The following is a 24,059-nucleotide window of genomic DNA, read 5'->3' on the forward strand; positions in this document are numbered from 1 at the left end:
AAAACTCCCATTTCGTCTCGAATCCGCCCTTGATCCCGCGGCGCGGCATTTGCCGGCCGCCCTCCACTTCTGCAAATCCTGACGCGTCGCCCTGAAGCATGGCCGTGGAGCGTCACGATGAAGGGATGCGGCACTCGTCCGCCGCGTCCGAACCCGACCCGCGAAGCCCGAGGCCGAAGCCGCTCCGATCGTCGCAAAATTTGACGCAGCAGCCCGATTGTCCGATTTCGAGACAATCTGTAGTTCCTAGAATATCAAATGAAAGCACAGAAAATGATTGGTATATCCGCACCTATCTAACGATACAAAATTATAATTTGACATGTCAGATGCAATCATTTGTATTTATCGCAATAAAATCTTGTCGCCATGCGTATCGGCGCGAAGATCAATGCAGAGTTGCGGCCAACTCTCGGCCGCAAATGTGAAACGAGCCGCGGCATCCCTAGTCAGAGACTTGCCAGCCATGTCGAGAATCCTTCGAGACCGCTTCGAAGCATCGGCGGATCCTGCCGCGCTGCGTGCGGATTGGATCGCGGCGATGTCACCGGTCTTTCAGGCGACCCTGCCGAGCGGACGCCCGCTGTCCGGGTCGATCATGATGGACAACTACCATCTCGGCGATCTGCTCGTCGGCGAGGTTCGCGCTCCGGCGCAGATCCTCGAACGGACGCCCCGCATGGTCGCGCAGCAGGGCCTCGACCATCTGTTGCTTCAGTTCTACCACTCCGGAACCAGCCGGGTCGAAGTGGCGTGGGGCGAGACGGATGTCGGCCCGAACCTGTGTGTCCTGTTCGACCTCGCCCAGCCGACAACCGTCGTCGCGGAACCGGTCCACGCGACCAATCTCCTCCTGCCGCGCGCCCTCGTCGCCGAAAAAGTGCCGAACATCGAGTCGCTGCACGGCCACGCCTTCGATTACGCGGCGGATCGCGTCAGTCGTCTGTTCTTCACCTGCGTGCGCGAGCTCGTGGACTGCGCCGACGCGCTCGACGTCCGCCAGCTGCCGCATATCAGCCAAGCCGTCGCGATGCTCGGCAGCGCCTGTCTGCGGGGGCGCGCCGCGGATCGGCCGGCGAGCGAGGTGCAGCTCAGCATCACCATCCGGCGGCACATCGAGAAGGAACTCGGCTCGCCGCGTCTCGATGCCGAAACGCTGGCCGCGCATTTCGGGCTCTCCCGCGCGACCCTCTACCGGCAATTCGCCGCGGAGGGCGGCGTGCAGCGCTTCATCCGCGAGCGGCGCCTGCTGCGGGCGATGCGGATGCTGACACACCCCTCTTCCACGGGCCGCCCCCGCGTCTCGGCGGTGGCCTACGCGACGGGCTTTTCCGACGAGAAGACCTTCAGCCGCGCCTTCAAGCGCCGGTTCGGCTTCCTGCCGCGGGAAACCGAGGCGGGCTCCGCCGTCTGGGGTCGGGCCGACGACGCGCAGCCGGTTCTGCAATCCTGGCTCAAGGAGTTGGCAGCCTGACCCCGCACGGACGGCGATGTCTCGCCCGCATCACGGGAGGGTGCGAGGGCCGCGGCCTGTCCTTGAGACTTTGCGCGACGACTTGATCGTCACCGCTTGATCCACCTCAACGCCGAGACGGCGCGCCGACAGCAGACTCTCCCGGGACGGCGGAACGCAGCCGCCTGACGGGAGATGATCCATGAATCTCAAATCGCTCCTCACGCTCGGCCACCGCTCCCACGCTCCCTCGGCCGATCTGGGGGCCATGCCGCTCCCCTCGCATTCCCTCGTGGAGTCGATGCTCGGCGATCTCCGCCTCGGGCTCCCGCTCTTCCAGGGCGGTGCGGTGCCGCGGATGGATGTCGTCGAGAAGGACGGCAAGGTCGAGATCACCGCCGAGCTGCCGGGGCTCGCGCGTGACGACGTCAAGGTCGAGCTCGCCGACGACACCCTCGTCATCAGCGGCGAGAAGCGGCAGGAGAAGGAGCAGACCGAGGGGGCCCGCAAGGTCACGGAGCGCAGTTACGGCGCCTTCGTGCGCAGCCTGGAACTGCCAGCGGGCATCAAGGCCGAGGATATCCAGGCCAGCATGGACAAGGGCATTCTGACGGTGACGCTGCCCAAGGGCGCGCTGCCCCCGCGCGAGCCGAAGCGCATCGACATCAAGTCACCCTGAGGACGGCGCGGACGCCCGCTCGGCCGCCCGGGCGGCGATCGCCGCCGCGGGTCACGTTTTGCGCTGGATCAAGGTCCGTCCGCCCACCGCGCCTAGCCTCGGCTTCCACCGAACGGCGCCTGCGATGCCGCATCCGGCTTCGGCTCCGCCGGTCCGAGGCCGATCCGCCGGCCGCGCGGCGCGCCCACCGTCAATCTCCTGCGGCAGGAGCACTTCCATGACCTATGCCAGCATCATGGTGGCCGTCGATCTCTCGGCCGAGGCGCGCGAGCGCGTCCACATCGCCGGACATTTGGCCGACGACTTCCGCGCCCGGCTGATCGGCGTCGCGGCGGAGGAGGCGTCCTTTACCGTCCCGCCGATCGGCCCGATCCCGGCGAGCGCCTACGCGCTGGCCGCCAACAACGAGCTCATCCTCAACGATCTCAAGCGCGCGCATGCCGTCTTCGAGGCGGCGGCGGGCGGGCGCAGCCGCATCGAATGGCGCTCGAACCTCGATTTCCCGCTACCGTTCCTGATCGGGCAGGCCGCAGCGGCCGACCTCGTGGTCGTCGGCCGAAAGGCCCCATCCGGTCCGCTGCTGTTCTCGGTCGATCCCGGTGATCTCGTCATGCATCTCGGGCGGCCCATCCTGGTGGTGCCCCCCGGCATCGATCACCTCGACGTCCGGCGGGTCGCGGTCGGATGGAAGAACACCCGCGAGGCCCGCCGCGCGGTCAGGGACGCGCTGCCGTTCCTGTCCCGGGCCTCGCGGGTCGTCGTGGTGTCCATCGACGAAGGGCAGGGCACGGACGACACGGCGGACGTCGTCGGCTTCCTCCAGGCGCACGACATCGACGCCACGGCGACGCGCTGGGAGGCGGGCGGCGCCGCGACCTCCGAAGCGCTGGTCGAGGCGGCCTCGGAGCAGGCCGCCGACCTCATCGTCCTCGGCGCCTACGGCCACGGGCGCCTGCGCGAATGGGTCTTCGGCGGGGTCACCCGCGACCTGCTGGCCGGCGCGCCGATCAGCTGCCTGATGAGCCACTGACCCGAGATCCGGCCCGGAGCCCCCGATGACCGAGGCGTTGAACATCAAGATCCCCCACGGCGGATACGTCCTGGTCGGCGACGGCCGCCGCGCCCTGGTGCTGCGCAACGAGGGCCATGCCCTGCATGTCAGCCTGAAGGTGCAGCATCTCTTCGAGGCGCCGCCCAATCCGCCGACGCGCGAGCAGGGAACCGACCGGCCGCCCCGCGTGCAGCAGGGCGAGCGCCGCAGCGCCATCGCGCAGACGGATTGGCACGAGATCGCGGAGCACCGCTTCGCCGAGGAGGTCGCGGCTACGCTCGACCGCATCGCCGACGCCATTCCCGCGCTCATCGTCGTCGCCCCGCCGCGCACGCTGGCGGCCCTGCGGCACGCGCTTTCCGACCGCCTGAAGCGCGTCGTCATCGCCGAGATCGATAAGGATCTGACCAAGCTGCCGATCGAGGAAATCGGGCAGCGCCTGACCCATCGGTGACGCTTTTGGATGCGGCCCTCCGATGAGGCCCTCGAATGAGGCTCGCTCCCGGCGCTGGCGGTTCGCCGCGCCGGATCGGAGGCCTCATGCCCGATCCGGTCGATCCTCCGCGCGATGGCGGATCCGGGATCAGTGGCTCATCAGACAGCAGACATGCGTCGCCTGGAGGATGTCGTGCGTGGCGCCGCCGAAGATCCATTCCCGCAGGCGGCTGTGGCCGTAGGCGCCCATCACCAGCAGATCGGCGCCCTCGCGCCCGGCGAAGCGCAGCAGGGCGTCGCCCGCGCCGACGGCCGGTTGATCCGGCAGCAGGTGCGTCGTCGCCGCGAGGCCGTGGCGCGTGAGGTAGGCCGCCGTGCCCTCGGCGCCCGCGCGATGCGCGTCGGGTCCCACGGCGACGACGCAGACCCGCTCCGCCAGGCTCAGCAGGGGCAGGGCGTCGTGCACCGCCCGCCGCGCCTCGCGGGTCTCCTTCCAGGCCACGACGGCGCATCCGAGCCCGAGCCGTTCGAGACTGGGGGGCACCACCAGCACGGGCCGGCCGACCGCCATCAGCAGCGCGCCGGTCGGCACCGCGGTCGGTCCCGGATCGCCATCCGCCGGTCCCTGCCGGCCGACGACGACGAGATCGGCTTCCCGGGCCTGCTCCGCGTGATAGGCGAGGGGGTCGGTCAGCGCCGAGCGCCACTCCGTCCGCGGCATCGTCCCCGCCTCCCGCTCGAACAGGGCCCTGACCTGGTCGAGCTGCTCCCGTGCCCGCCTCTCCTCGTCCTCGTAGATCCGCTCGACCGCGAGCATGTCGCCCACCGGAAGGTAGCTGGGGACCCGGCATGCGCCGACCCCGATCAGGCAGGCCCGCAGGCGCTCGGCGAGCCCGGCGGCGAGTTGGACACGATCCGCGGCCGCGGCGCCGAGATCGACCGAGACCGTGATGGTGCGGATCGTCATGAACATCTCCCGCTTCCTGGCCCCGGCCCGGTGGGCATCCTGCGCCGCCGCCGGGGTCCGAACCTTGATCCATCGCAAGCGCCGGCCTCGCGGGACGGGCCGCCGGAGCCGCCCGCATCCGACGCCGGCCTCAGGCGATCGTCAGACGATCCTCGACGGCGGACACGCCCGGGACCGACCAGGCCGCCCGCTCGGCCAATTCGCGCTCGCGCCAGACATCGACGCAGCCGTCGAGGGTCACCTTGCCGCCCTCGACCTGAACCCGGATCGTGTCGGGTGTCTTCGCGCTCCGCTTCAGGGCCTCGCGGATCCGGGCCTCGACCTCGGTGGCCTGGGCCGGCGGCGTCACCGCGATGAGGTTGACGATGTCGGTGACGCCGGCGAGGCGGCGCAGCGCCTTGTCCACGGCCGCCTTCTGATAGTAGTGCGGCACGCTGCCCTGGAGCGTGACGCAGCCGCGCTCGACCTTGAGCGAGACGGATCGCTCGGGGATCTGCACATCCCATTCCAGCACCCGGGCGCAGCGGTCGGCCAGGGCCTCGTCGCCGATCCGCGGGTTGTCCGGATAGCGGACCTCGATCTGCTCGACGACGGCGCGGACGCCGCGAACCCGCAAGGCGACCCGTTCGACGATCCCCTTCTCGGCATAGTTCCGCACATGCCCGCTAAGGGTCACGACGCCGTTCTCGACCGTGACCCCGATCTGCGCCGCGTCGATCATCGGCGCGAGCTCCAGTTCGTCGAGAACGTGCTGACGCACGATGACGTCGTCCATCTCCCGCCTCCTCGCTTCGCAGCCTCGAACGGTCAGAGCCCCAGGAGGATCAGCCCCGTCGTCGCCACAGCGGCGACGATGGCCAGGGCGAGCGCCTGCAGACTGGGGAGGGTTTGATAGCGCGCGAGATCCGTGACGACGCCCGCCGCCCGCGTGCCGGCCCTGGAGGCCGCATCGTGCGGCACCGATCCGGCCGGAACCCGCACGTAGCGCACCGTCTCGATGTCGATGGTTTGAAGCACCACACTCATCGCTCGCTCCCGTCCTTGACTGACCGGGGCATCCTGCCGCGCCCGGCGGACGATGCCTTGATCCACCTCAAGGCTGCCGCAGCCCGCCCGCGGCACCTTCGCCCCGCGGGGAGCCGAACCTGCGAATAGTCCGGAGTGGCCGCACCGGATGCGTCGAGGCCCGGCGCCGGCGGACGGCCTCCGCCCGTATCCGTCGCGAATCCCGGACTTGCGCTGGATCAAGGCGACCCAGCCGCGGTGCGGCACTCTCCGGATCGATGTCATCTCGGAGGAAGTCGATGCCGAACCCACCGTCCGCCGCCCTCGTGGGCCTGCGCGACATCCTCGTCGGTCTGACCGAAGAGGGCCGCGGCGACGAGACGGCGAGCGCGCTCGGCGTTGCCCTGTCGCTCGCCGGCGTGACCGGCGCCCACCTCACCGTCCAATCGGCCGCCCGCCGCCTGACCCTGGTCGGCGGATCGGGGTGGGGCTTCGTCAACGACCTCGTCGCACAGGAGAACCGGCGCCTGAGCGCCCGGGCGCGGGCCATCGCCGAGCGCGCCGCGACCGAGGCCACGCTCGAGGGGGTGACCTGCTCGATCGAGGTGCCCGCCCTGGCCTATCCGGAACTGGTCGGACGGCTCACCGCCCGCGCCCGGCTCGCGGATCTGACCCTTCTGGACGCCGAAGCGCGGGAGGTCGATCTCGACCGCGACCTGATCGACGGGGTCCTGTTCGGAAGCGGTCGGCCGCTCCTCGTGGTGCCCGCGGGCTGGGACACGTTCGCGGCGCGAAGGATCATCGTCGCCTGGGATGGCAGCGCCCAGGCCGCGAGGGCCGCCAACGACGCCCTGCCGTTCCTGCGCGCGGCGGAGTCGGTCGAGATCGTCTCCGTGGTCGGCGAGAAGGATCTCTCGACCTCGGTCGCGGGCGTGGAATTCGCGCCGCACCTCGCCCGCCACGGCGTGAACGTGTCGGTGACCAACGTACCGGTCGCGGGCGACGCCGCGGAGACGCTGAGACGTCAGGTCGGGCTGTCCGGAGCGGAGATGCTGGTGATGGGCGCCTACCGCCATTCGCGGCTGAAGGAGTGGTTTCTCGGCGGCGTGACGCACGCCCTCCTGACACGCTCGCCGGTGCCGCTGTTCCTCGCCCATTGACCGCCGAGGCGGCCTTCGCGGCCGCGTGGGCAGGCGCCGATACGGTCACCGGATAGAGCGGTGGCCGTGTCAGTTCTCGACCACGCGGCGCAGGCGGGCCCGGTGGAGCGTGATCTGCCGGCCGCTCGAGCGCCGCAGCGCTCCGTCCTCCTCGAGCTGGGAGAAGGTGCGCGAAACGGTCTCGATGGTGAGACCGAGATAGTCGGCGATGTCGCGCCGGGTCATCGGCAGGGCGAAGGTCCCGGTCCCGCCGAACCGTCCGTCGACCTCGACCAGGAAAGCCGCGAGACGCTCCTGGGCGGAGCGGCGGCCGAGCAGGAGCGTGAGATCCTGGGCATCGCGCAGGTTGGCCGTGGCCATGCTCCAGAGCTGGCAGGCGACCTCGGCGCTGTGGGTGGCGGCGCGCTCGATCGGCCGCCGCTGGAAGATCAGCACCCGGGTGTCCGAGAGCGCTTCCGCCGTATGCCAGTGGACGTCGCCCTGCTCGAAGCCGAACAGGCTTCCGGCCAGGTGGAAGCCGGTGATCTGGCGCCGCCCGTCGCTCAGCACCTTGTGGACGCGCACGGCCCCCTCGACGACGCGGTAGACGAACTCCGCCTCCTCGCCCTCGCCGTAGATCTCCTCCTCGCGGGCGTAGGAGAAGGGCGTGCCGATCAGGTCGGGGCAGTCGGCGAAGAGGCCGGTACGGTGGCCGCTTCCCGGGAGGCTCCGCGGCGGCGTGCGGGAACGCGCGGCGGCAAGGGCGGATCTCGGCGTCGGCTTGGTGCCCATCGGGTCGCTCCTCATCCGTCTGGATGGAGCGAGAGTGGCCGCAGTGTCGCGCCGACGATATTCCGGACGCTCTCTTAAGTGGCTCTGCTTAAGGAGAACTACGTAGAGATGCGGCTCGGCTCCTGCCGCTCGTCATCCCGGTTCGCCCGACCTGAACGGATCGGCCGGCCGGGGTCCGGCGGGGCGCGGGAGCGACCGCCGGACGCGGAATTCGCGGCGGGTCCGGACCTTGCTGGTCCGGGATTGTGCGAGATCAACGCCGTGCGGAGCATCCCCTGTCAGCCTTCGCGATCAGCCGGAGCAGGGAAGGCGCACGCCGTGTCCCCCCACGTTGCGCCCTGGGCCGATCCGCGCAAGCCGCCGCGCCCGCGAAGTCCCGCGGCGGGCTGTTCGTCACCCGGCAAGGGCCGCTCCCGAAACGGCTCCCGGACTCGCGCCCGGACTCGCTCCCGGGGCGTTCCGCCCGGCGGCGATCAGCCCCGGCAGGTCGTCGAGGGCAAGGGGCTTCTCGACCAGGGAGATTCCGGCCGCGTGGGCCCGCCTGCGGATGCACGGGTTCGGGTGCCCGGTGATCAGGATGACGGGCACCCGGGCATCGAGGTCCCGCAGGCGGACGAACACCTCGATGCCGTCCAGGCCCGGCATGACCTGATCGATCAGCACGACGGCCGGGCTCGGGCCGGGGAAGGCCGTCAGGCACGCTTCCCCACTCGCGAAGGCCACGGGCCGGTGCCCTGCGCTCTCGAAGAGGAAGCAGGTCGAGTGCAGGACCGCCGGGTCGTCGTCCACGACGTAGATGAGGCTCGATGGAGAGAGCGGCATGGGAGGCGTCGGTCGGCCTGAGGGGCCACGAGAATCATTCGGGGCGAGATGCCATCATGGGCTCCGCTCCGCCGCGCACCTTGATCGATCTCAAGCCGGCCTCACGCCGACATCACGCGAAACCGGCCAGCACCGCCCAGCGCACCAGTTCCTGCAGGTTTCCCGCCCGCGTCTTGGCCATGACCTTGGCCCGGTAGATCTCGACCGTTCGCGGAGAGATGTCGAGCAGGCGCCCGATCTCCTTGCTGGTGCCGCCGGCCACCAGATGGTCGAGAACCTGACGCTCGCGCTCGCTCAGAGTCAGCAGCCGCCGGACGAACTCCTGAAGGCTCGGGTCGATCACCCCGCTGTGACCGCCCCGCTCCAGGGCGGAATGCAGCGCCTGCAGGAGCGCCTCGCCGCCGAACGGCTTCTCGATGAAGTCGCAGGCACCGAGCTTCATCGCCTCGACCGCGAGCGGCACGTCGCCATGCCCCGTCATCATCACGACGGGCAGCGTGTGACCGGCCGACCGGAGGCGGCGGAACAGTTCCAGCCCATCGAGGCCGGGCATGCGGATATCGGTCAGGATGCAGCCGCTGATCGGCGGAGCGAGCCGCCTCAGCAGGATCGCTCCCGCCTCGTAGAGCCGAACTTCGAAGCCGGCCGTGTCGAGGAGGAAGGCGACCGAGTCCCGCATCGCGGGATCGTCGTCCACCACATGCACGAGGGCAGGCGCCATCGATTACTGATCTCCCTCGGGCGCGACGGGTAGCGTCAGGCGGAAGGTCGCCCCGCCGGCAGCGTTGCCCTCGGCCCACAGGCGGCCGCCATGCGCCTCGATGATGGTGCGGCAGATCGAGAGTCCGACCCCCATTCCACCGGCCTTGGTGGTGACGAAGGGCTGGAACAGGCGGTCCGCCACGTCCTCGGCAATACCGGTGCCGGTATCCGACACCGCGATCTCGGCAAGCTCCGGCGAGACCCGCCGCGTCTCGATTGTCAGTTCGCGCCGGTGGCTCCGCTGCATCGCCTCGCGGGCGTTGCGCAGCAGATTGACCAGAACCTGCTGCACCTGCACCCGGTCGGCGAGGACCGATGCGACCTGCGGATCCAGCACGACCCGCGCCGTGATCCCCTGCTCGTCGGCGCCGGGCAGGGTCAGGGCGCCGGCCTCCTCGATCATCGTCGCAACCGGCTCGACCCGTTTCTCGGTCTCGCCCCGGGTGACGAACTCGCGCAGGCGGGCAATGATCTGTCGGGCTCACAGCGCCTGCTCGGCCGCCTTGTCGAGAACCTCCTGCGCCCTGGCGATGGTCTCGGGACTGGGCTGCGCCAGCAGGCGGCGGCAGCCGTTGGTGTAGTTGCTGATGGCGCCGAGCGGCTGATTCAGTTCGTGGGCGAGGGTCGTTGCCATCTCGCCCATGGCACTCAGGCGGGAGACGTGTCCCAGCTCCGATCGCAGTTCCTGGAGACGTACCTCCGTCCGCCGCTGTTCGGTGAGGTCGTTGATGAAGCCGGTGAAGAAGACGCGCTCGCCCGAGTTCATTTCGCCGATGGCGAGCTCCATCGGGAAGGTCGAGCCGTCACGTCGGCGCCCCATGACCGTCCGAGTGGTGCCGATGATCGTCCGCCAGCGCGTTTGATGATAGCGCGCGAGATCGGCATCGTGCCGATCCCGCATCGGCTCCGGCATCAGGATGCCGACATCCTGCCCGATCGCCTCGTCGGCGGCGTATCCGAACAGGCGTTCGGCCGCCGGATTGAACGAGTGGATCACGCCCGCCTCGTCGATGACCACCATCGCCTCCGGCACGGTGTCGAGGATCGAGCGAAGATGCGCCTCGCGGGCCCGGAGCTCCGCCTCCACCTGCTTCTGCTCGTCGATGCTGAAGACGACGCCCCGGTGCCGCCCGGGACGTCCCTCGTCATCGAGATTCACCTGTCCGCGCGAACGCAGCCAGCCACTCCGCCCGTTCGGCGGCCTGACACGGTAATCGACCTCGTAGCTGCCGCCGGCGCGCAGCACCCGCTCGATCGCATCGGCGCGGGCCTGGCGGTCATCCGGATGCACCAGATCCTGGGTGGCGGCGAAGCTCGTCAATTGATCGGACGGGACACCGAACAGGGCGGCACAGCCCTGCGAGACGCTGACACGGCCCGTCGCAATGTCCAGCGACCAGATGCAGACACCGACCTCGTGGAGGGTCTGCCGGAAATCCTCGACGGTGAGCCCTTCATCCACACCCTGAGCCGTACCCGACGCCGCAAAGGGGAGCGTCATCGATGCCACTCCGGAAGTCGCCGTATGGGAACCAAAGATCATTGGCACACGATCACAGCATCAATCATCTCATTTGATAAAAATTCCCAGAACCTTCCTTTATCATTCACAAAGACAGAACCTTCTTTGATGAAGGGTACGCAATTTTTGCTTGTATGCAAAGGCAACATATGAGGCAAAACAGTTTATGTTTCAGAATTTCATGCGATTTTCACAACCTTTGCTATGCGGATAGGCAAAGTCCAAGCCCGCACATGGATTGATCCGCGTCCGCGTCGGGACCGCACAGCCGATTTTGCGTTGGATCAAGGCCGACCCGCTCCGGCCCCTTCAACGATGGTGCGGTTCGGAGCGTTGCCCCAGCCCCCGTCCCCGGCCGTTCACGCTCCGGCGATGACCGGACAGCGGGATGCTCGCGACGGACGTTCAGACCGGAGTCCCAATCATGTCCCACCCTGCCTCATCCGCGCTCAAGGGCCTTCGCGACATCCTCGTTGGCATCGCCGTGGAGAACGAGGGCGAGACAGCCTCAGCCGCCGTCGGCTACGGCCTGACGCTGGCGAAGGCCGCGGGCGCCCACCTGACCCTTCAGTCGGCCTCGTGGCGTCTCTCGGGCGACGACCGCTGGATCAGCGGTTTCGACGACGGCAGCGTCGCGGAAATCGATCGCCGCCTCGACACCCTCGCCCGCGCCATCGCTGACCGCACCGCGGGCGACGCGATGATGGCGGGCGTCGTCTGCACGACGGAGACGCCGAGCTTGCCCTATCCGGCCGTCATCCACCGGCTGGCGGAACAGGCGCGCCTGCATGATCTGACGGTTCTGGATGCCGAGATCTGGACCTGCGACCTCGACCGCGAAGCGCTCGAATCGACTCTGTTCAAGAGCGGTCGCCCGGTCATCGCGGTGCCGCCGGGGCACGCGAGCTTCGCCGGTCGCCGGATCATCGTCGCCTGGGACGGCAGCGCCCAGGCGGCGCGGGCCGCCAACGACGCGCTGCCGCTCCTGCGCGCAGCCGAGGCGGTGGAGATCGTCTCCGTCGGCCACGCCGCGGAGATCCGCGACTCGGTGCCCGGTGCCGAATTCGCCCCCCATCTCGCCCGGCACGGGGTGAACGTCATCGTCAATCACCTGCCCGTTTCCGCCTCCATCGGTGACACCCTGCGCTCCCAGGCCGGCTTGTTCCGGGCCGACATGATCGTGATGGGCGCCTACCGCCATTCCCGCGCACGCCAGTTCTTCTTCGGCGGCGTGACGCGCTCGCTGCTGCGGAGCTGCCCCGTCCCGCTGTTCCTGTCGCGCTGAACGCCCGGGCCGGAACCCTCTTCCGCGCGCTTTGCGGCGCGCGGCGGCGACCTCCCGTGGAGAACCGACGCCGCCTTCACCTTTCGGCAATGGGCGGCGGTGTTAGTGGCTCTGTCTAGGGCAGGGCTGCCGCCAGAGCACCCGGCTGGGCACGGGGGCCGAACCGGCCTGGGACACCGCTCGATGCTCGCTCTCGTCCTCGACGACGCCGAGATGAACAACCTGGTGATGGTGGCCTCCCTGCGGCCGCTCGCCGGATGCGTACCGCATGCCTTCACCGTGCCGGCGGAGGCGCTCGCCTTCGCGGAGACCCACGCCGGCGACATCGGGATCGTCATCACCGACTACGAGATGCCGGGCATGAACGGCATCGAATTCATCAGGGCCGTGAGGCGCATCCCCGGTCTCGCCGCCGTTCCCACGGTCATGGTCACGAGCCACGATCAGCGCAGCCTGCGCCGCGAGGCGCTGGAGGCGGGCGCCACCGACTTTCTCACCAAGCCGGCCGACGCGGTCGAGATCCGTGCCCGCGTCACGAACCTGCTCGCCCTCTCCGAGGCCCACCGGGCGCAGCGCGACCACGCCGCGCAGCTCGCCCGCGAGGTCGCGGCGGCCGTGGCCCTTGTCGAGGAGCGCGAGCGCGAGATCGTCTCGACGCTCATGCGCGCGGCCGAGCACCGGGATTCCGACACCGGCGACCACATCGCGCGCGTCTCCGCCTATGTCGGGCTGATCGCCGAGGCGATGGGCCTGTCCGCCGCCGACATCCGGCAGATATCCCTGGCCGCGACCATGCACGACGTCGGCAAGATCGCCGTGCCGGACGCCATCCTGCTGAAGCCGGGCGCTCTCACGCCCGAGGAGCGCTGGGAGATGGAGAAGCACGCCGATCGGGGCCGGCGCATCCTGGGCGGCAGCGAATCGCCCGTCATGCGGCTCGCGGCCGAGATCGCGGGCAGCCACCACGAGCGCTGGGACGGGGCCGGCTACCCGCACGGCCTGAAGGGCGAGGCCATCCCCCAAGCCGGCCGCATCGTCGCGGTGGCCGACGTGTTCGACGCGCTGACGACCGAGCGGCCCTACAAGCAAGCCTGGTCGCCGGAGCGGGCCCGCGCCTTTCTGCAGGAGAACGCCGGCTCCCACTTCGACCCGAGCGTCGTCGAGGCATTCCTGAGCCGCTGGACCGCCGTCCAGGCCTTCCTCACCCTCGGCCGCGACGACACCGCCTCCGAGACGCAGGCCGCCTGAGCCGGCCTTCCCACGAGCGGCGGGGGCCGGACAACCGGACCGGCCCCGCTCGCCCCTCACGCAATCCTCAGCAGCGTTCGAGCGCGCCTTGCCCGCGAGCGGTCTCGTCCGGCCCCCTTTCGGCGCGCAGCCCGAGACGGAGATGAAGCGCGCTCACGGTGCGGGCGAGCAGATCGTCCAGGCCGGACGCCCCATCGGCGAGGCTGGCCAGGTTGCCGTCGCGGGCCGCCCGCTCGATCGCACCGGCGCGATCCTTCACCTGGGCCGCACCGATATTGGCGCTCATCGATTTGAGGCCGTGGGCGGCACGGGCCACGTCCGGGGCGTCGTCACGGGCGAGGGCGTCTTCGAGCGCCAGGAGCGCCTGAGGCGCCTGAGCGACGTAGAGGTGGAGAATGCGTTCCAGGAAATCCCGGTCGCCGAGTTCCTCCAGGTTGGCGATGGTCGGCTCGTCGAGCAGCGCCACCTCCGACATTGCCGGAATCGGCATCGATGGCGGCACGGCCTCCGCGGGATCGTCGCGGATCACGCCGGGCAGGTGCCGTGCCAGCAGCGCGCCGAGCTGCGCTAGGGTGAACGGCTTGGCGAGCAGGCCGTCCATGCCCGCCGCCTGCCAGGATTCGGCCCCGTCACCGACGACATGGGCGGTGAGCGCCACGATCGGCACCCGCTCCGCCCCGTCGCGCGCCTCCCGGGCGCGGATCGCGGCGGCCGCGCTGAAGCCGTCCAGCACCGGCATGCTTCCGTCCATCAGGACGAGATCGAAGCGGTTCGCGGCGGCGGCCTCCACCGCGGCTTGGCCGTCCTCGACGCAGACGATGTCGCGCACCCCGAAACGGCCGAGCGCTTCGGCCGCGACCTCGCGGTTGACGGCGCTGTCGTCGGCCAGGAGCACCCGTGCGCCGGCGAAGGAGGGCAGGGCGGCGGCCGGGCTCTCGTCCACCTCGGGAGCCTCGACGGCGAGGGGGGCGCCTTCGGCAAGGGCAGCCAGGAGCGGGCGCCATTCGGCCTGGGCGAGGGGACGGCGCAGCACGGCATCGGCCAGACCGTCTCTGACGAGACCGGGACCGGAGCCGTCGCCGATCGGCACCAGCGCGACGACCCGGCCCGCGCCCTCCGGGCGGCCGCTTTCCCGTAGCTCTGACGCCTCGAGGATCCAGTGGCCGTCGCCGGACGGCGCGGGTCGGAAACCGGCGGCCCGCAGATCGGCCGTCAGAGCGGCGCGCGTCGCCGCGCCGACCGCGCCGAAGCGGATCGCGGCGGGCACCGCGGAGGCACGGCGGACGGTCGGCCCGGCGCTCTCCGCCCCCTCGACCGGGATGCGCGCCCAGAACGTCGAGCCCTCGCCGAGGCGGCTCTCGACGCCGACGCGGCCGCCCATGGCGACGATCAGGCGCTCGGCGATCGACAGCCCCAGCCCGGTGCCGCCGAAGCGGCGGGCGATCGACTGGTCGGCCTGGGTGAAGGCGGTGAAGATCCCCGCCAGCCGGTCCTGCGGGATGCCGATGCCGGTGTCGGACACGGCGATGCGCAGGACCGGACCGGACGCCTCCCGCTCCATCGCCATCCGCACCAGGACGTGGCCGGCGGCAGTGAACTTCAGCGCGTTCGAGACGAAATTGCCGAGCACCTGCCCAAGCCGTACCGGATCGCCAAGGAGCGTGCGCGGCACGTCGCCATCGATCTGCGCCGCGAGGTCGAGCCCCGCGGACGCCGCGCGTTCGGCGAACAGGGTCACGACGGTGTCGGCGACGTCGCGCGGGCTCAAGGGGATGCGTTCCACCTCCAGGCGGCCGGCTTCCACCTTCGCGAAATCGAGGATGTCGTTGATGATGGCGAGCAGGGATTGGCCGGAACGGGCGATGACCCTGGCGTAGCGCTGCTGGCGCGGCGGCAGATCGGCCGAGGCCAGGAGTTCCGCCATCACCAGCATGCCGTTCATCGGCGTGCGGATCTCGTGGCTCATGGTCGCGAGAAAGACGGACTTGGCCGCGTTGGCCTCGTCGGCGGATTGCTTGGCCTCGATCAGGTCGTGGGTCCGCAGCCGGATCTCCTCCTCCAGGCCCGCATTGTAGCGCGCGATCGCCCGGTCGCGCTCGTTGACCGCCCGCAGAAGGTCGTTGAAGCTCTCGGCCAGCGCGCCGACCTCGCCGCTGCCGGCCTCCGCGCGCTTCGAGTAGTCGTGGCCGAGGCGCACCCCGTCCATGGTCCGGGCGAGTGCCGCCAGCGGTCGGGTGACGCTGCGCTGCAGCCCCATCGAGACGGCGAGCCCGAGCGCGAGGGCGAGCAGCCCGGCAAGCACCGCCGTGAGGCCGACCTCGGCGATGCGCTCGGCCAGGTCGCGGTTGTCCGAGACCAGGACGACGCGCCCGATCGGGCGGGCGTTCTCCAGGATCGGGACCGAGACGCGCAGGGTCCGCGTCGTCATGAGATCGAGGGGCGAGACCGAGCCCCGATCGAGGTCGATGTCGTCCGAGAGCCGCAGGCCGATGCCCTGCTCGGCGAGGATCTCGCCGTCGGCCCGCTCGACCGAGGCGTAGACCAGGGCCTGCCCGTGGGCGATCGCCCGCAGCGTGCTCAGCGCCGCCGCCTCATCGCCCTGCGCCGTCGCCTGCGCGGCGCTGGCGGCCAGGATCTGCGCGGTCATCCGCAGGGCTTCGCGCTTGGCGGCGGCGTAGCGCTCGACCTCGCGCCAGGTCGAGAGGCCGGTCAGGAGGAGGAGGGCGATCGCCACGGCGCTGGCCACGGCGAGCGCGAGCCGTCCGGACAGCGAGCGGATCGGGTTCGTGAACGGGCTGCGCACGGGATGTCTCTCGCGGGAAGGGTCTCGCACTGGAGCGGATCGGGGCTCCGGCACGGATCGCGAAGGCGACTGGCTGATAAGGCTACTGGCTGATGACGAGCCGCCCTGAGATCGGGCCGACACCTTTCGGGACCGGGACGCTCGAGCGGTTGTAATCCGCGTTAAGGTAGAGGTTCGGGCCCTCGTAGAGGTTGATCTGCTGGGCCACGACAACGGTGTAGGCGGAAAGGTCCGCCACCGGCCGCTTCGAGTCGATCACGAGACGGCCAGCGGGCAGATAGATGGTCCCGAGCATGGTTCGGGCGTTGTCGCTGATGATGCGGTAGATCCGCATCGGCTTGCTCGCGCCGAGCGGCGGGGGCGTCAGCGTGATCAGGTCGCCGAGAAGCGAATCGACGGCGAGCGCCGGATCGATCGGCAGGGTGACGGAGGGATCCTCGGTCATCAGGAGGCCCGCCATTACGCCCGTCGTCGGCGCCGACAGATCGACCGTCGTCTTCTTGTCGAAGAGCAAGCCGCTGTTGTTTCCGCTGAAGTAGAAGCCGACGTCCTTGCCCGTCATCGTCGCCTTCTTGTCCACGATGAGCGGACCGTCCTTCATGACGTAGATGCCCGGCCGCAGGGTGACGACGGCATTCTTGGTAATGTGCAAGCCACCGCAATACGTGCCCGGATCGAGCGTGACCGAGTCCGAGACGACGTTGCTGCCCTTGCTCTTGCCCGTGAGCGCATCGGCGAGGCGCAGGACCTCGGGAAGGTTCACACAGCTCCCGACCGGTGGGGCCGGCCGGTTACGGAGCGGATCCTGGATGACGGGGCAGCTCGTCTGAGGGTTGGGCGTGAAGTTCGCGCGGTCGTCCTTGAATCCGCCCGCGGAGCAGATCGTCTGTGCCCGCGCGAGCGCGCCGTCGCGACCGACCATCCCCGAGCTGCTGGTGGAGTTCGAGTAGAGGGCACAGTCGTAGGCCGTGACCTGAGCGTTGCGCTCCAGGTTGAACGCACCGGACGCAGCCGGGTCGAGGGCCAGCATGCACAGGCGCATCCGGCCGACGACGCTCGCCCGTGCCCGCACCGCGACCGGCATCGATCCCATGCCGACGAACGTTCCGAAGGTGAGCTTGATGACCTGTTCGGCGCGCGCCTCGACGCTCGTCTTGTCGGAGGCGACGGTGACTTGGAGGGAGACCGGCGCATCGGCGCCGGCCTTCGCCTCGGCCTGGATCGTCTGTGTCGTCAGACCGACGATGGATTCGGTGCTCGAAACGACGAGCTTGAGCGCATTGCCGCCGGCCAGGACGCCGGCATCGACCGCGCCCTGCAGATGCGTGCGGGCGGAGACGACCTTCGCGTAGTCGATCGCGCCTCCGACCAGGGCGATCAGGGTGGAGGCCGCCAGCCCGAAGATCACCGCAACCGCGCCGTCCGTCTCCCGATACAGGCTCGCCAGAGGCTTGTTCCACCGGATCGTGCGTTTCGCCTTCTCCTTCGCGCCACACGTCACCATCGTGACTTTTGCCCCATCGCCCGTCGTACCCTCCTCAGGAGTAATTCTCCCGAGTTAATAGGACATACTTGGCCTCGGCAGTGCAGCTACCTTACGGTTTACGCACGATTTACAATGACGATGTTCAGCCGACGATCACCACGTGCCGTCGTCGCTAGTCCTCGGACAGTAGGATCCAAATCCTCGTGCTGACGTCACGCCGGACAGGGGCTCCCGCCCGGCAGGACGACTTCGACCTGCCCGTTTTTCGCGATGCCCTCGCGCACCGGCCACACGGTCTTCGCCGTGAACGTCAGACCGTTGAGGAACGGGAAGAAGGAGAACAGCGGCCGATAGGACAGCCGTGTCTCAGCCATGACGAAGCGGTCTCCTTTGGACGCCGTTCCCGCCGGCGGAGGACCGATATCGGAGCCGACGGCGCGGGCCTGGTCTCCCTGCTGGACACTGGAGCAGACCCTGGCCACGAAGTCGTTCCCGGCCTGATAGACCCCGCCCGCCGTCAGCACGATGCCGATGCCGGCCAAGCTGTAGGGGGACGCCACGACCTGAGCGGCCGAGAACACGTCGTTGATGTCACTGTAATCGCTCTTGGAGGCGAGGTCGGCCATCGTGATCGTGGCCTGGGCGAGACGATTGTTGGTGGCGATGGCCCGCGGGATCTCGATCGTGGCCACGAACAGGAGCAGGAGGACGGGGGCGATGAAAGCGAACTCGACGGCGCTCGCCCCGCCCTGAGCCCGGCCGAAGCGGACGAGAGTCCGCGTGAGCGGATGCTCCGCCGCGACGGCGCGCCCTCGCGCCGGGAAGGGCCGGCGCAGCCTCATGGACACGACCCTTCCGCATAGCTTTCCGCCCGGAAGACCGCCGTCGACATGAGGAGCTGCCTGCCGCCGGGCATCCGCTGGCCGGTGTAATCGAGAAATCGGAACGGCCGCAGCATCGGCACGGCCGCGCGCAGAACGTGGACAGCCCCGCCCACCGGACAGTCGAACTGGCTGCCGAATCCGGCGGCCCAGTCGCCGCGGCCGGCATCGTAGGCCGGTGAGATCTGCTTGATGGCGAAGGTGGCGGAGCGCACGAGATCGAACCGCATCTCGTCGCATTGATAGAATCGAAGGCCCGAACCGCAGAGGAGGCCGCGCAGCTGCTGCGCGACATCGGTGCCGCCCGCATCTTCCTGAAAGGCCCCCGTGCGGACGAGGCGCGCCGCCCGCTGTACCGAGACGTCGAGCTGGTGCTGGGCGAATGCGAGGATCGAGGCCTCCATGATCACCAGCACAAGGACGAAAAGCGGCAGGATGACGAGTGAAAGCTCGACCGCGGCGACGCCGTCGACGTTACGGGCGAACCGAGACCTCAGAACACCTGATGCTGAGAAGCGCCGGAAATGCTGGAGGAGCCGAGAGGCTTTCAAGGGTTTGGTCTTCGTCGATGCCGCTTCCCCGCGGTCTCAGCACCGCTGGGGTTCTTCCCCGATACGAGACGTGCTCGCTCGAGCAGTTAAGGCCACGCGCCTTTATGCTCCGTGAATCCAATCGGGAAGACTGTGCCGTCCGGCGATCTCAAGCGCCCGCTGCGGATTTTGCGAGGGTGTTCGGCTCATCAACTGGTTGTGAACGCCCGCCCGCGAATGATCGATTTTGGCGAGACCGGCAACCCCGCGCCGTCATCTGCCGGCAACGCTCCATCGACCGCGCGTTGACTTGCGACGATGGTGATCAATCGCGCCGCATTTGACGATGTCGACGATCCGGGCGGCCCGGACAATCCGCGGGGCGCGTCGATGGACCCGGGGATCGCGCGCGGGCGGGGGACGTCGCGGCGAGCCAAGGGAGTGTCGCTGCCATGGCAGCGGGCTGAACAGCGAGCCGCGATAGTCCTGAGGCCCAGATACGGCTCGGGAGGTCCCCATGCTCGATGTGACGCCCACCCCGCTTCAGCGCCTGCTGCGCGAGCGTCGCCCCGGCTACACCCTCGCCGCTCCGTTCTATCTCAGCCCCGAGGTGTTCGAGGCCGACATGGAGATCATCTTCGGGCGGCACTGGATCTATGTCGGCGTCGAGCCCGACGTGCCGGAGGCCGGCGACGTGATGGTCGTCGAGATCGGCAAGACCTCGGTCGCGATCGTGCGCGACGACGACAACGCGATCCGCGCCTTCCACAATGTCTGCCGCCACCGCGGCGCCCGGCTCGTCCACGACGAGAAGTCCACGGTCGGCAATCTCGTCTGCCGCTACCATTCCTGGACCTACGACCTCACCGGCAACCTGATCCACGCCGAGCATATGGGTCCGGACTTCAGACGAAGCTGCCACGGCCTCAAGCCCGTGCACATCCGCTCGCTCGCGGGTCTGCTGTTCATCTGCCTCGCCGACCAGCCCCCGGCCGATTTCGACGAGATGGCCGCGAAGCTCGGGTCGTATATCGAGCCGCACAACGTGCGCGAGACCAAGGTCGCCTTCCAGAAGGACATCATCGAGCCCGGCAACTGGAAGCTGACGATGGAGAACAACCGCGAGTGCTACCATTGCGGGGCCAACCATCCCGAATTGACCGTGCCGCTCTTCGCCTACGGTTTCGGCTTCGCCCCCGAGGAGATGGACGAGCACGACCGGGCCCAGGCCGAGCGCTACGGCTGCCTGCTCAAGACCCGCCACGGCGAGTGGGAGGCGGAAGGGCTGCCCTCGAAGGAGATCGACGAGCTCGACACCATGATCAGCGGCTTCCGCACCGAGCGGCTGCCGCTCGACGGCGAGGGCGAGTCCCACACCCTCGACACAAAGGCCGCCTGCAGGAAGCTGCTCGGCAACTTCACCAACGCCAAGCTCGGCGGCCTCTCGGTCTGGACGCAGCCGAATTCCTGGCACCACTTCCTCGGTGACCACATCGTCACCTTCTCGGTGCTGCCGCTCGATGCCGAGCGCTCGCTCCTGCGCACCAAGTGGCTCGTGCACAAGGACGCGGTCGAGGGCGTCGATTACGATCTGGCCAACCTCACCGGCGTCTGGGAGGCCACCAACGATCAGGACAGCGAGCTCGTCGGCATCTGCCAGCAGGGCGTGGCGAGCCCGGCCTACGAGCCCGGCCCCTACTCGCCGCACACCGAGATGCTCGTGGAGAAGTTCTGCAACTGGTATGTCGGCCGCATGGCCGCGCATCTGGGGCGCTGAGCCATGGCCCCGGCCTCCTCCGAACCGGCCGCCGCGCGGCTCGCGGCCTCCGCGCCCTGGGATGCGGAGGCCGACGACCGACTGGTCTGCCTCGCCGTGCGCGACGAGACGCACGACGTGAAGACCTTCGTGCTGGCGCCGCGTGAGCCGCGGCTGTTCGCCTACGCCCCGGGCCAGTTCCTGACCTTCTCGTTCGAGATCGGCGGCGAGACCCTCCACCGCTGCTACACGGTCTCCTCGGCACCGACCCGGCCGCACGCGGTCTCGTTCACGGTCAAGCGCGTGCCCGGCGGCCCGGTCTCGAACTGGCTGCACGACAATCTGAGGCCCGGCGACACCGTCCGCGCGCTCGGGCCGATGGGCGAGTTCTCCTGCTTCACCCATCCGGCCAAAAAATACCTGCTCCTGTCCGGCGGCAGCGGCGTCACGCCGATGATGTCGATGGCGCGCACGTTTCACGATTTGGCCGAGCCCCGCGACGTGGCCTTCGTCCACTCCGCCCGCTCGCCCGCCGACATCGTGTTCCGCCAAGAACTCGAGACGATGGCGCGGCTCGACAAGGGCTTTGGCTTCCACGCGGTCTGCGAGGCCGATTCCGCCGGCGATACCTGGACGGGGCCGAAGGGCCGGCTCTCGCTCGACATCCTGCGCCAAGTGGTGCCGGACTTCCCCGACCGGGAAATCTTCGTCTGCGGCCCCAAGCCCTACATGGACGCTGTGCGAGCGATGCTGAACGATGCCGGCTTCGACATGGCCCGGCACCATCAGGAGAGCTTCGACTTCGGCGAGCTGTCGCAGCCTGAGCAGGCGGCGGCGGAGGAAGCCGAGAAGGAACTCGATGCCGAGGCCGCGCCCGCGGGCGGCGTGCGCACCTTCCGGGTCGAGTTCGCCAAGACCCGGCGCGTGCTCGAATGCCCCGAGAACGAGACCGTGCTCGACGCCGCCCGCAAGGCCGGCATCCGGCTGCCCTCGTCCTGCGCCAAGGGCCTGTGCGGCACCTGCAAGTCGAAGCTCACCAAGGGCACCGTCGCGATGACCCATGCGGGCGGCATCCGCCAGCGCGAGATCGATGCCGGTATGGCGCTGCTCTGCTGCTCCAAGCCGACGAGCGACCTCGTCGTCGAGCGCTAGGCTTCTGTTTTTGCATCATCTTTTTCCGAAAGCCGCAAACCACCTTTCGGGATGATGCTCTAGAGCGCGCCGACGGCGCGTCCGAACCCAAAGACTCGCTCCAAAAAACCTTCGGGAGTCGTCCCGTGATCGCCAATGCCGACGCGCTCTTGAAGCCGCTGACCATCAAGGGCCTCACCATCCGCAACCGGGTGATGTCCACGAGCCACGCCCCCGGCTACGGCCGGGACGGCAAGCCGCAGGAGCGCTACCAGCTCTACCACGCCGAAAAGGCCAAGGGCGGCATCGGGCTCACCATGTTCGGCGGTTCCTCCTCGGTCGCCGTCGACAGCCCGGCCGCGCCCTGGAACCAGATCTCGGTCGCCGACGACTCGGTGATTCCGTTCTTCCAGCGATTCTCCGACCGGGTGCACGCCCACGGCGGCAAGCTGATGATCCAGCTCACCCATATGGGCCGGCGCACCAAGTGGGACACCGAGCACTGGCTCCCCACCGTCTCGCCCTCGCCCCGGCGCGAGCCCGCCTCCCGCACCATCCCGAAGGAGATGGAGGCGGAGGACATTGCCCGCATCGTCAAGAGCTTTGCGCAAGCCGCGCGCCGCTGCCGCGAGGGCGGGCTCGACGGCTGCGAGGTCTCGGCCGCCCACGGCCACCTGATCGACCAGTTCTGGTCGCCGTCCGTCAACCAGCGCACCGACAAGTACGGCGGCAGCCTGGAGAACCGGATGCGCTTCGGCATCGAGGTGCTGGAGGCGATGCGCGCGGAAGCGGGCGACGACTACGTCATCGGCATCCGGATGTCCGGCGACGAGATGATCGCCGACGGCCTCAGCCAGGAGGATTGCCTGACGATCGCCGCCGAATACGCCAAGCGTGGACTGGTGGACTTCCTCAACATCCTCGGCGGCCAGGCGCGCGACCACATCGCCCACGCGATCTCGCTGCCGAACATGTCCTTCCCCGTGGCGCCGTTCCTGTTCCTGCCGAGCGCGATCAAGCGCGAGGTCGACGTGCCGGTCTTCCACGCCCAGCGCATCACCGATCTCGCCACCGCCGCCCGCGCCGTCGCGGAAGGCCATGTCGACATGGTGGCGATGACCCGCGCCCACATCGCCGACCCACATCTGGTCAGGAAGCTCTCCGAGGGCCGGGCCGACGACATCCGGCAATGCGTCGGCGCGGGCTACTGCATCGACCGGATCTATGTCGGCGGCGACGCGCTCTGCATCCAGAACGCCGCCACCGGCCGCGAGGCGAGCATGCCCCACGAGATCCGTAAGGCGGATGTGCGCCGCCGCGTGGTGGTGATCGGCGCTGGCCCCGGCGGGCTGGAGGCGGCCCGCGTCTGCGCCGAGCGCGGCCACGCGGTGGTGCTGTTCGAGAAGAGCGCGGTTGCCGGCGGCCAGATCGGCATCGCGGCCAAGGCCGGCTGGCGCGAGGCGATGTCGGGCATCACCCGCTGGCTGGTGGCCCAGGTGACCAAGCTCGGCGTTGAACTGCGCCTCAACACCGAGGCGACGGAAGAGGCGGTGCTGGCGGAAAAGCCCGACGTGGTCATCGTCGCCACCGGCGGCACCCCGTTCCGCGGCCACGCCAAGGGCGCCGCGCAGCACGCGGTGACCACCGCCGAGGTGCTGACCGGCGCCGTCGAGCCCACCGGCTCGGTCCTGCTCTACGACGAGATGGGTCAGCACAACGCGGCCTCGGTGGCCGAGCAACTGGCCAAGCGCGGCTGCCTCGTCGAGATCGCCACCCACGACCGCATGGTGGCAGAGGAGGTCGGCACCACGAACCAGCCGATCCATCTGCGCGAATTGTACAAGCTCGGCGTGGTGATGACGCCGAACATGGAGCTGATCGAGATCTATCCGGAGGGCAACCGGCTGGTGGCGGCGCTTCGCAACACCATGACCGATGCCGAGGAGGAGCGGGTCGTCGACCGCGTGGTGGTCGATCACGGCACGCTGCCGGTGGATGCGCTCTACCACGGCTTGAAGGGGCCTTCCGTCAACCAGGGCCAGACCGATCAGGACGCGGTCCTGCGCGGCGAGCCGCAGCCCTACGACCTGTCGAAGGGCTACGCCCTCTACCGCATCGGCGATGCGGTCTCGGGCCGCAACATCCACGCGGCGATCTACGACGCCCTGCGGTTGTGCAAGGATCTTTGATCCGGCCGCAGCGGGATCCCCCCTCTCCCCGCACGCGGGGAGAGGCCGGCCTGCACCTTGTCGTGCAGGCCGGAAGCGGAGGCGAAGCCGAAGCGGCGGTGAGGGGGCGTCCCAGGATGAGCC

At 69.2% G+C, this 24,059-nt stretch carries 20 protein-coding genes and 1 pseudogene; 10 read left to right on the forward strand and 11 right to left on the reverse strand.

All coding sequences use genetic code 11. The features are described 5' to 3' along the window. Positions 1-541: 541 nt before the first annotated feature. The 4 genes from MPPM_RS18660 to MPPM_RS18675 all read left to right on the forward strand — a co-directional run bounded on the left by MPPM_RS18660 (position 542) and on the right by MPPM_RS18675 (position 3,637). Positions 542-1,474 carry a helix-turn-helix domain-containing protein gene (locus MPPM_RS18660; RefSeq protein ID WP_162296271.1) on the forward strand — a complete coding sequence of 311 codons (933 nt, stop codon included), beginning with the start codon at positions 542-544 and terminating at the stop codon, positions 1,472-1,474. 181 nt (positions 1,475-1,655) lie between these two features. Beyond that, positions 1,656-2,132, forward strand: coding sequence for an Hsp20/alpha crystallin family protein (locus MPPM_RS18665; RefSeq protein WP_096486348.1), 477 nt, complete (start codon positions 1,656-1,658; stop codon positions 2,130-2,132). A gap of 217 nt (positions 2,133-2,349) precedes the next feature. Next, positions 2,350-3,162 carry a universal stress protein gene (locus tag MPPM_RS18670; RefSeq protein WP_096486349.1) on the forward strand — a complete coding sequence of 271 codons (813 nt, stop codon included), beginning with the start codon at positions 2,350-2,352 and terminating at the stop codon, positions 3,160-3,162. Between the two features lie 25 nt (positions 3,163-3,187). Further along, positions 3,188-3,637: a host attachment protein gene (locus tag MPPM_RS18675; RefSeq protein ID WP_096486350.1), complete on the forward strand. Its 450-nt coding sequence runs from the start codon at positions 3,188-3,190 to the stop codon at positions 3,635-3,637. 129 nt (positions 3,638-3,766) lie between these two features. On the opposite strand, the gene MPPM_RS18680 is transcribed toward MPPM_RS18675, so the two are convergent. The 3 genes from MPPM_RS18680 to MPPM_RS18690 all read right to left on the reverse strand — a co-directional run bounded on the left by MPPM_RS18680 (position 3,767) and on the right by MPPM_RS18690 (position 5,611). Further along, positions 3,767-4,585 carry a universal stress protein gene (locus tag MPPM_RS18680; protein ID WP_096487917.1) on the reverse strand — a complete coding sequence of 273 codons (819 nt, stop codon included), beginning with the start codon at positions 4,583-4,585 and terminating at the stop codon, positions 3,767-3,769. Between the two features lie 130 nt (positions 4,586-4,715). Continuing rightward, complete coding sequence (locus MPPM_RS18685) at positions 4,716-5,360, reverse strand: BON domain-containing protein (RefSeq protein WP_096486351.1); 645 nt, start codon at positions 5,358-5,360, stop codon at positions 4,716-4,718. 32 nt (positions 5,361-5,392) lie between these two features. After that, positions 5,393-5,611, reverse strand: a complete 219-nt coding sequence (locus MPPM_RS18690) for a hypothetical protein (RefSeq protein ID WP_096486352.1) — start codon at positions 5,609-5,611, stop codon at positions 5,393-5,395. A 278-nt stretch (positions 5,612-5,889) separates the two neighbouring features. Here MPPM_RS18690 and MPPM_RS18695 point away from each other — a divergent pair, with 278 nt between their 5' ends. Continuing rightward, the gene (locus MPPM_RS18695; protein ID WP_096486353.1) at positions 5,890-6,750 is read left to right on the forward strand and encodes a universal stress protein; all 861 of its coding nucleotides are present in this window, start codon (positions 5,890-5,892) and stop codon (positions 6,748-6,750) included. Between the two features lie 69 nt (positions 6,751-6,819). Here MPPM_RS18695 and MPPM_RS18700 read toward each other — a convergent pair whose 3' ends face one another. The 4 genes and pseudogenes from MPPM_RS18700 to MPPM_RS18715 all read right to left on the reverse strand — a co-directional run bounded on the left by MPPM_RS18700 (position 6,820) and on the right by MPPM_RS18715 (position 10,606). Continuing rightward, positions 6,820-7,521: a helix-turn-helix domain-containing protein gene (locus MPPM_RS18700; RefSeq protein WP_096486354.1), complete on the reverse strand. Its 702-nt coding sequence runs from the start codon at positions 7,519-7,521 to the stop codon at positions 6,820-6,822. A 393-nt stretch (positions 7,522-7,914) separates the two neighbouring features. Further along, positions 7,915-8,343 carry a response regulator transcription factor gene (locus MPPM_RS18705; RefSeq protein WP_096486355.1) on the reverse strand — a complete coding sequence of 143 codons (429 nt, stop codon included), beginning with the start codon at positions 8,341-8,343 and terminating at the stop codon, positions 7,915-7,917. A 112-nt stretch (positions 8,344-8,455) separates the two neighbouring features. Beyond that, positions 8,456-9,064 carry a response regulator FixJ gene (gene fixJ / locus MPPM_RS18710; RefSeq protein ID WP_096486356.1) on the reverse strand — a complete coding sequence of 203 codons (609 nt, stop codon included), beginning with the start codon at positions 9,062-9,064 and terminating at the stop codon, positions 8,456-8,458. A gap of 3 nt (positions 9,065-9,067) precedes the next feature. Beyond that, a pseudogene (locus MPPM_RS18715) lies at positions 9,068-10,606 on the reverse strand (sensor histidine kinase). 445 nt (positions 10,607-11,051) lie between these two features. Between MPPM_RS18715 and MPPM_RS18720 the strand changes: the two are divergent. After that, complete coding sequence (locus MPPM_RS18720) at positions 11,052-11,912, forward strand: universal stress protein (protein ID WP_096487918.1); 861 nt, start codon at positions 11,052-11,054, stop codon at positions 11,910-11,912. 183 nt (positions 11,913-12,095) lie between these two features. Further along, positions 12,096-13,160, forward strand: coding sequence for an HD-GYP domain-containing protein (locus tag MPPM_RS18725; protein WP_096486357.1), 1,065 nt, complete (start codon positions 12,096-12,098; stop codon positions 13,158-13,160). Positions 13,161-13,227: 67 nt separating this feature from the next. On the opposite strand, the gene MPPM_RS18730 is transcribed toward MPPM_RS18725, so the two are convergent. From MPPM_RS18730 to MPPM_RS18745, 4 genes are all read right to left on the reverse strand, one after another. After that, positions 13,228-15,963 carry a hybrid sensor histidine kinase/response regulator gene (locus tag MPPM_RS18730; RefSeq protein WP_096486358.1) on the reverse strand — a complete coding sequence of 912 codons (2,736 nt, stop codon included), beginning with the start codon at positions 15,961-15,963 and terminating at the stop codon, positions 13,228-13,230. 82 nt (positions 15,964-16,045) lie between these two features. Continuing rightward, positions 16,046-17,467 (reverse strand): TadE/TadG family type IV pilus assembly protein, encoded by a 1,422-nt coding sequence (locus MPPM_RS18735; protein ID WP_173807925.1) that lies wholly within the window; start codon positions 17,465-17,467, stop codon positions 16,046-16,048. Between the two features lie 194 nt (positions 17,468-17,661). After that, on the reverse strand, positions 17,662-18,291 hold the full coding sequence (locus MPPM_RS18740; RefSeq protein ID WP_096486359.1) for a TadE/TadG family type IV pilus assembly protein: 630 nt from the start codon (positions 18,289-18,291) through the stop codon (positions 17,662-17,664). Further along, positions 18,288-18,881 (reverse strand): TadE/TadG family type IV pilus assembly protein, encoded by a 594-nt coding sequence (locus tag MPPM_RS18745; RefSeq protein ID WP_244573342.1) that lies wholly within the window; start codon positions 18,879-18,881, stop codon positions 18,288-18,290. The genes MPPM_RS18740 and MPPM_RS18745 overlap by 4 nt, the downstream gene beginning before the upstream one ends. A 496-nt stretch (positions 18,882-19,377) precedes the next feature. On the opposite strand from MPPM_RS18745, the gene MPPM_RS18750 reads away from it, so the two are divergent. From MPPM_RS18750 to MPPM_RS18760, 3 genes are all read left to right on the forward strand, one after another. After that, complete coding sequence (locus MPPM_RS18750) at positions 19,378-20,637, forward strand: aromatic ring-hydroxylating oxygenase subunit alpha (protein ID WP_096486360.1); 1,260 nt, start codon at positions 19,378-19,380, stop codon at positions 20,635-20,637. Between the two features lie 3 nt (positions 20,638-20,640). Further along, a complete protein-coding gene (locus MPPM_RS18755) occupies positions 20,641-21,768 on the forward strand; it encodes an FAD-binding oxidoreductase (RefSeq protein ID WP_096486361.1) in 1,128 nt (375 codons plus the stop codon). A gap of 125 nt (positions 21,769-21,893) precedes the next feature. Beyond that, positions 21,894-23,936, forward strand: a complete 2,043-nt coding sequence (locus tag MPPM_RS18760) for an NADH:flavin oxidoreductase (protein ID WP_096486362.1) — start codon at positions 21,894-21,896, stop codon at positions 23,934-23,936. Positions 23,937-24,059 lie beyond the last annotated feature (123 nt).

Origin of the sequence: Methylorubrum populi (genome assembly GCF_002355515.1) — a bacterium.
Lineage (GTDB): Bacteria > Pseudomonadota > Alphaproteobacteria > Rhizobiales > Beijerinckiaceae > Methylobacterium > Methylobacterium populi_A.

Coding starts and splice junctions, on each gene's coding strand:
- MPPM_RS18660 (WP_162296271.1), top strand. CDS start 542: ATGTCACCGGTCTTTCAGGCGACCCTGCCGAGCGGACGCCCGCTGTCC.
- MPPM_RS18665 (WP_096486348.1), top strand. CDS start 1,656: ATGAATCTCAAATCGCTCCTCACGCTCGGCCACCGCTCCCACGCTCCC.
- MPPM_RS18670 (WP_096486349.1), top strand. CDS start 2,350: ATGACCTATGCCAGCATCATGGTGGCCGTCGATCTCTCGGCCGAGGCG.
- MPPM_RS18675 (WP_096486350.1), top strand. CDS start 3,188: ATGACCGAGGCGTTGAACATCAAGATCCCCCACGGCGGATACGTCCTG.
- MPPM_RS18680 (WP_096487917.1), bottom strand. CDS start 4,585: ATGACGATCCGCACCATCACGGTCTCGGTCGATCTCGGCGCCGCGGCC.
- MPPM_RS18685 (WP_096486351.1), bottom strand. CDS start 5,360: ATGGACGACGTCATCGTGCGTCAGCACGTTCTCGACGAACTGGAGCTC.
- MPPM_RS18690 (WP_096486352.1), bottom strand. CDS start 5,611: ATGAGTGTGGTGCTTCAAACCATCGACATCGAGACGGTGCGCTACGTG.
- MPPM_RS18695 (WP_096486353.1), top strand. CDS start 5,890: ATGCCGAACCCACCGTCCGCCGCCCTCGTGGGCCTGCGCGACATCCTC.
- MPPM_RS18700 (WP_096486354.1), bottom strand. CDS start 7,521: ATGGGCACCAAGCCGACGCCGAGATCCGCCCTTGCCGCCGCGCGTTCC.
- MPPM_RS18705 (WP_096486355.1), bottom strand. CDS start 8,343: ATGCCGCTCTCTCCATCGAGCCTCATCTACGTCGTGGACGACGACCCG.
- fixJ (WP_096486356.1), bottom strand. CDS start 9,064: ATGGCGCCTGCCCTCGTGCATGTGGTGGACGACGATCCCGCGATGCGG.
- MPPM_RS18720 (WP_096487918.1), top strand. CDS start 11,052: ATGTCCCACCCTGCCTCATCCGCGCTCAAGGGCCTTCGCGACATCCTC.
- MPPM_RS18725 (WP_096486357.1), top strand. CDS start 12,096: ATGCTCGCTCTCGTCCTCGACGACGCCGAGATGAACAACCTGGTGATG.
- MPPM_RS18735 (WP_173807925.1), bottom strand. CDS start 17,467: ATGGTGACGTGTGGCGCGAAGGAGAAGGCGAAACGCACGATCCGGTGG.
- MPPM_RS18740 (WP_096486359.1), bottom strand. CDS start 18,291: ATGAGGCTGCGCCGGCCCTTCCCGGCGCGAGGGCGCGCCGTCGCGGCG.
- MPPM_RS18750 (WP_096486360.1), top strand. CDS start 19,378: ATGCTCGATGTGACGCCCACCCCGCTTCAGCGCCTGCTGCGCGAGCGT.
- MPPM_RS18755 (WP_096486361.1), top strand. CDS start 20,641: ATGGCCCCGGCCTCCTCCGAACCGGCCGCCGCGCGGCTCGCGGCCTCC.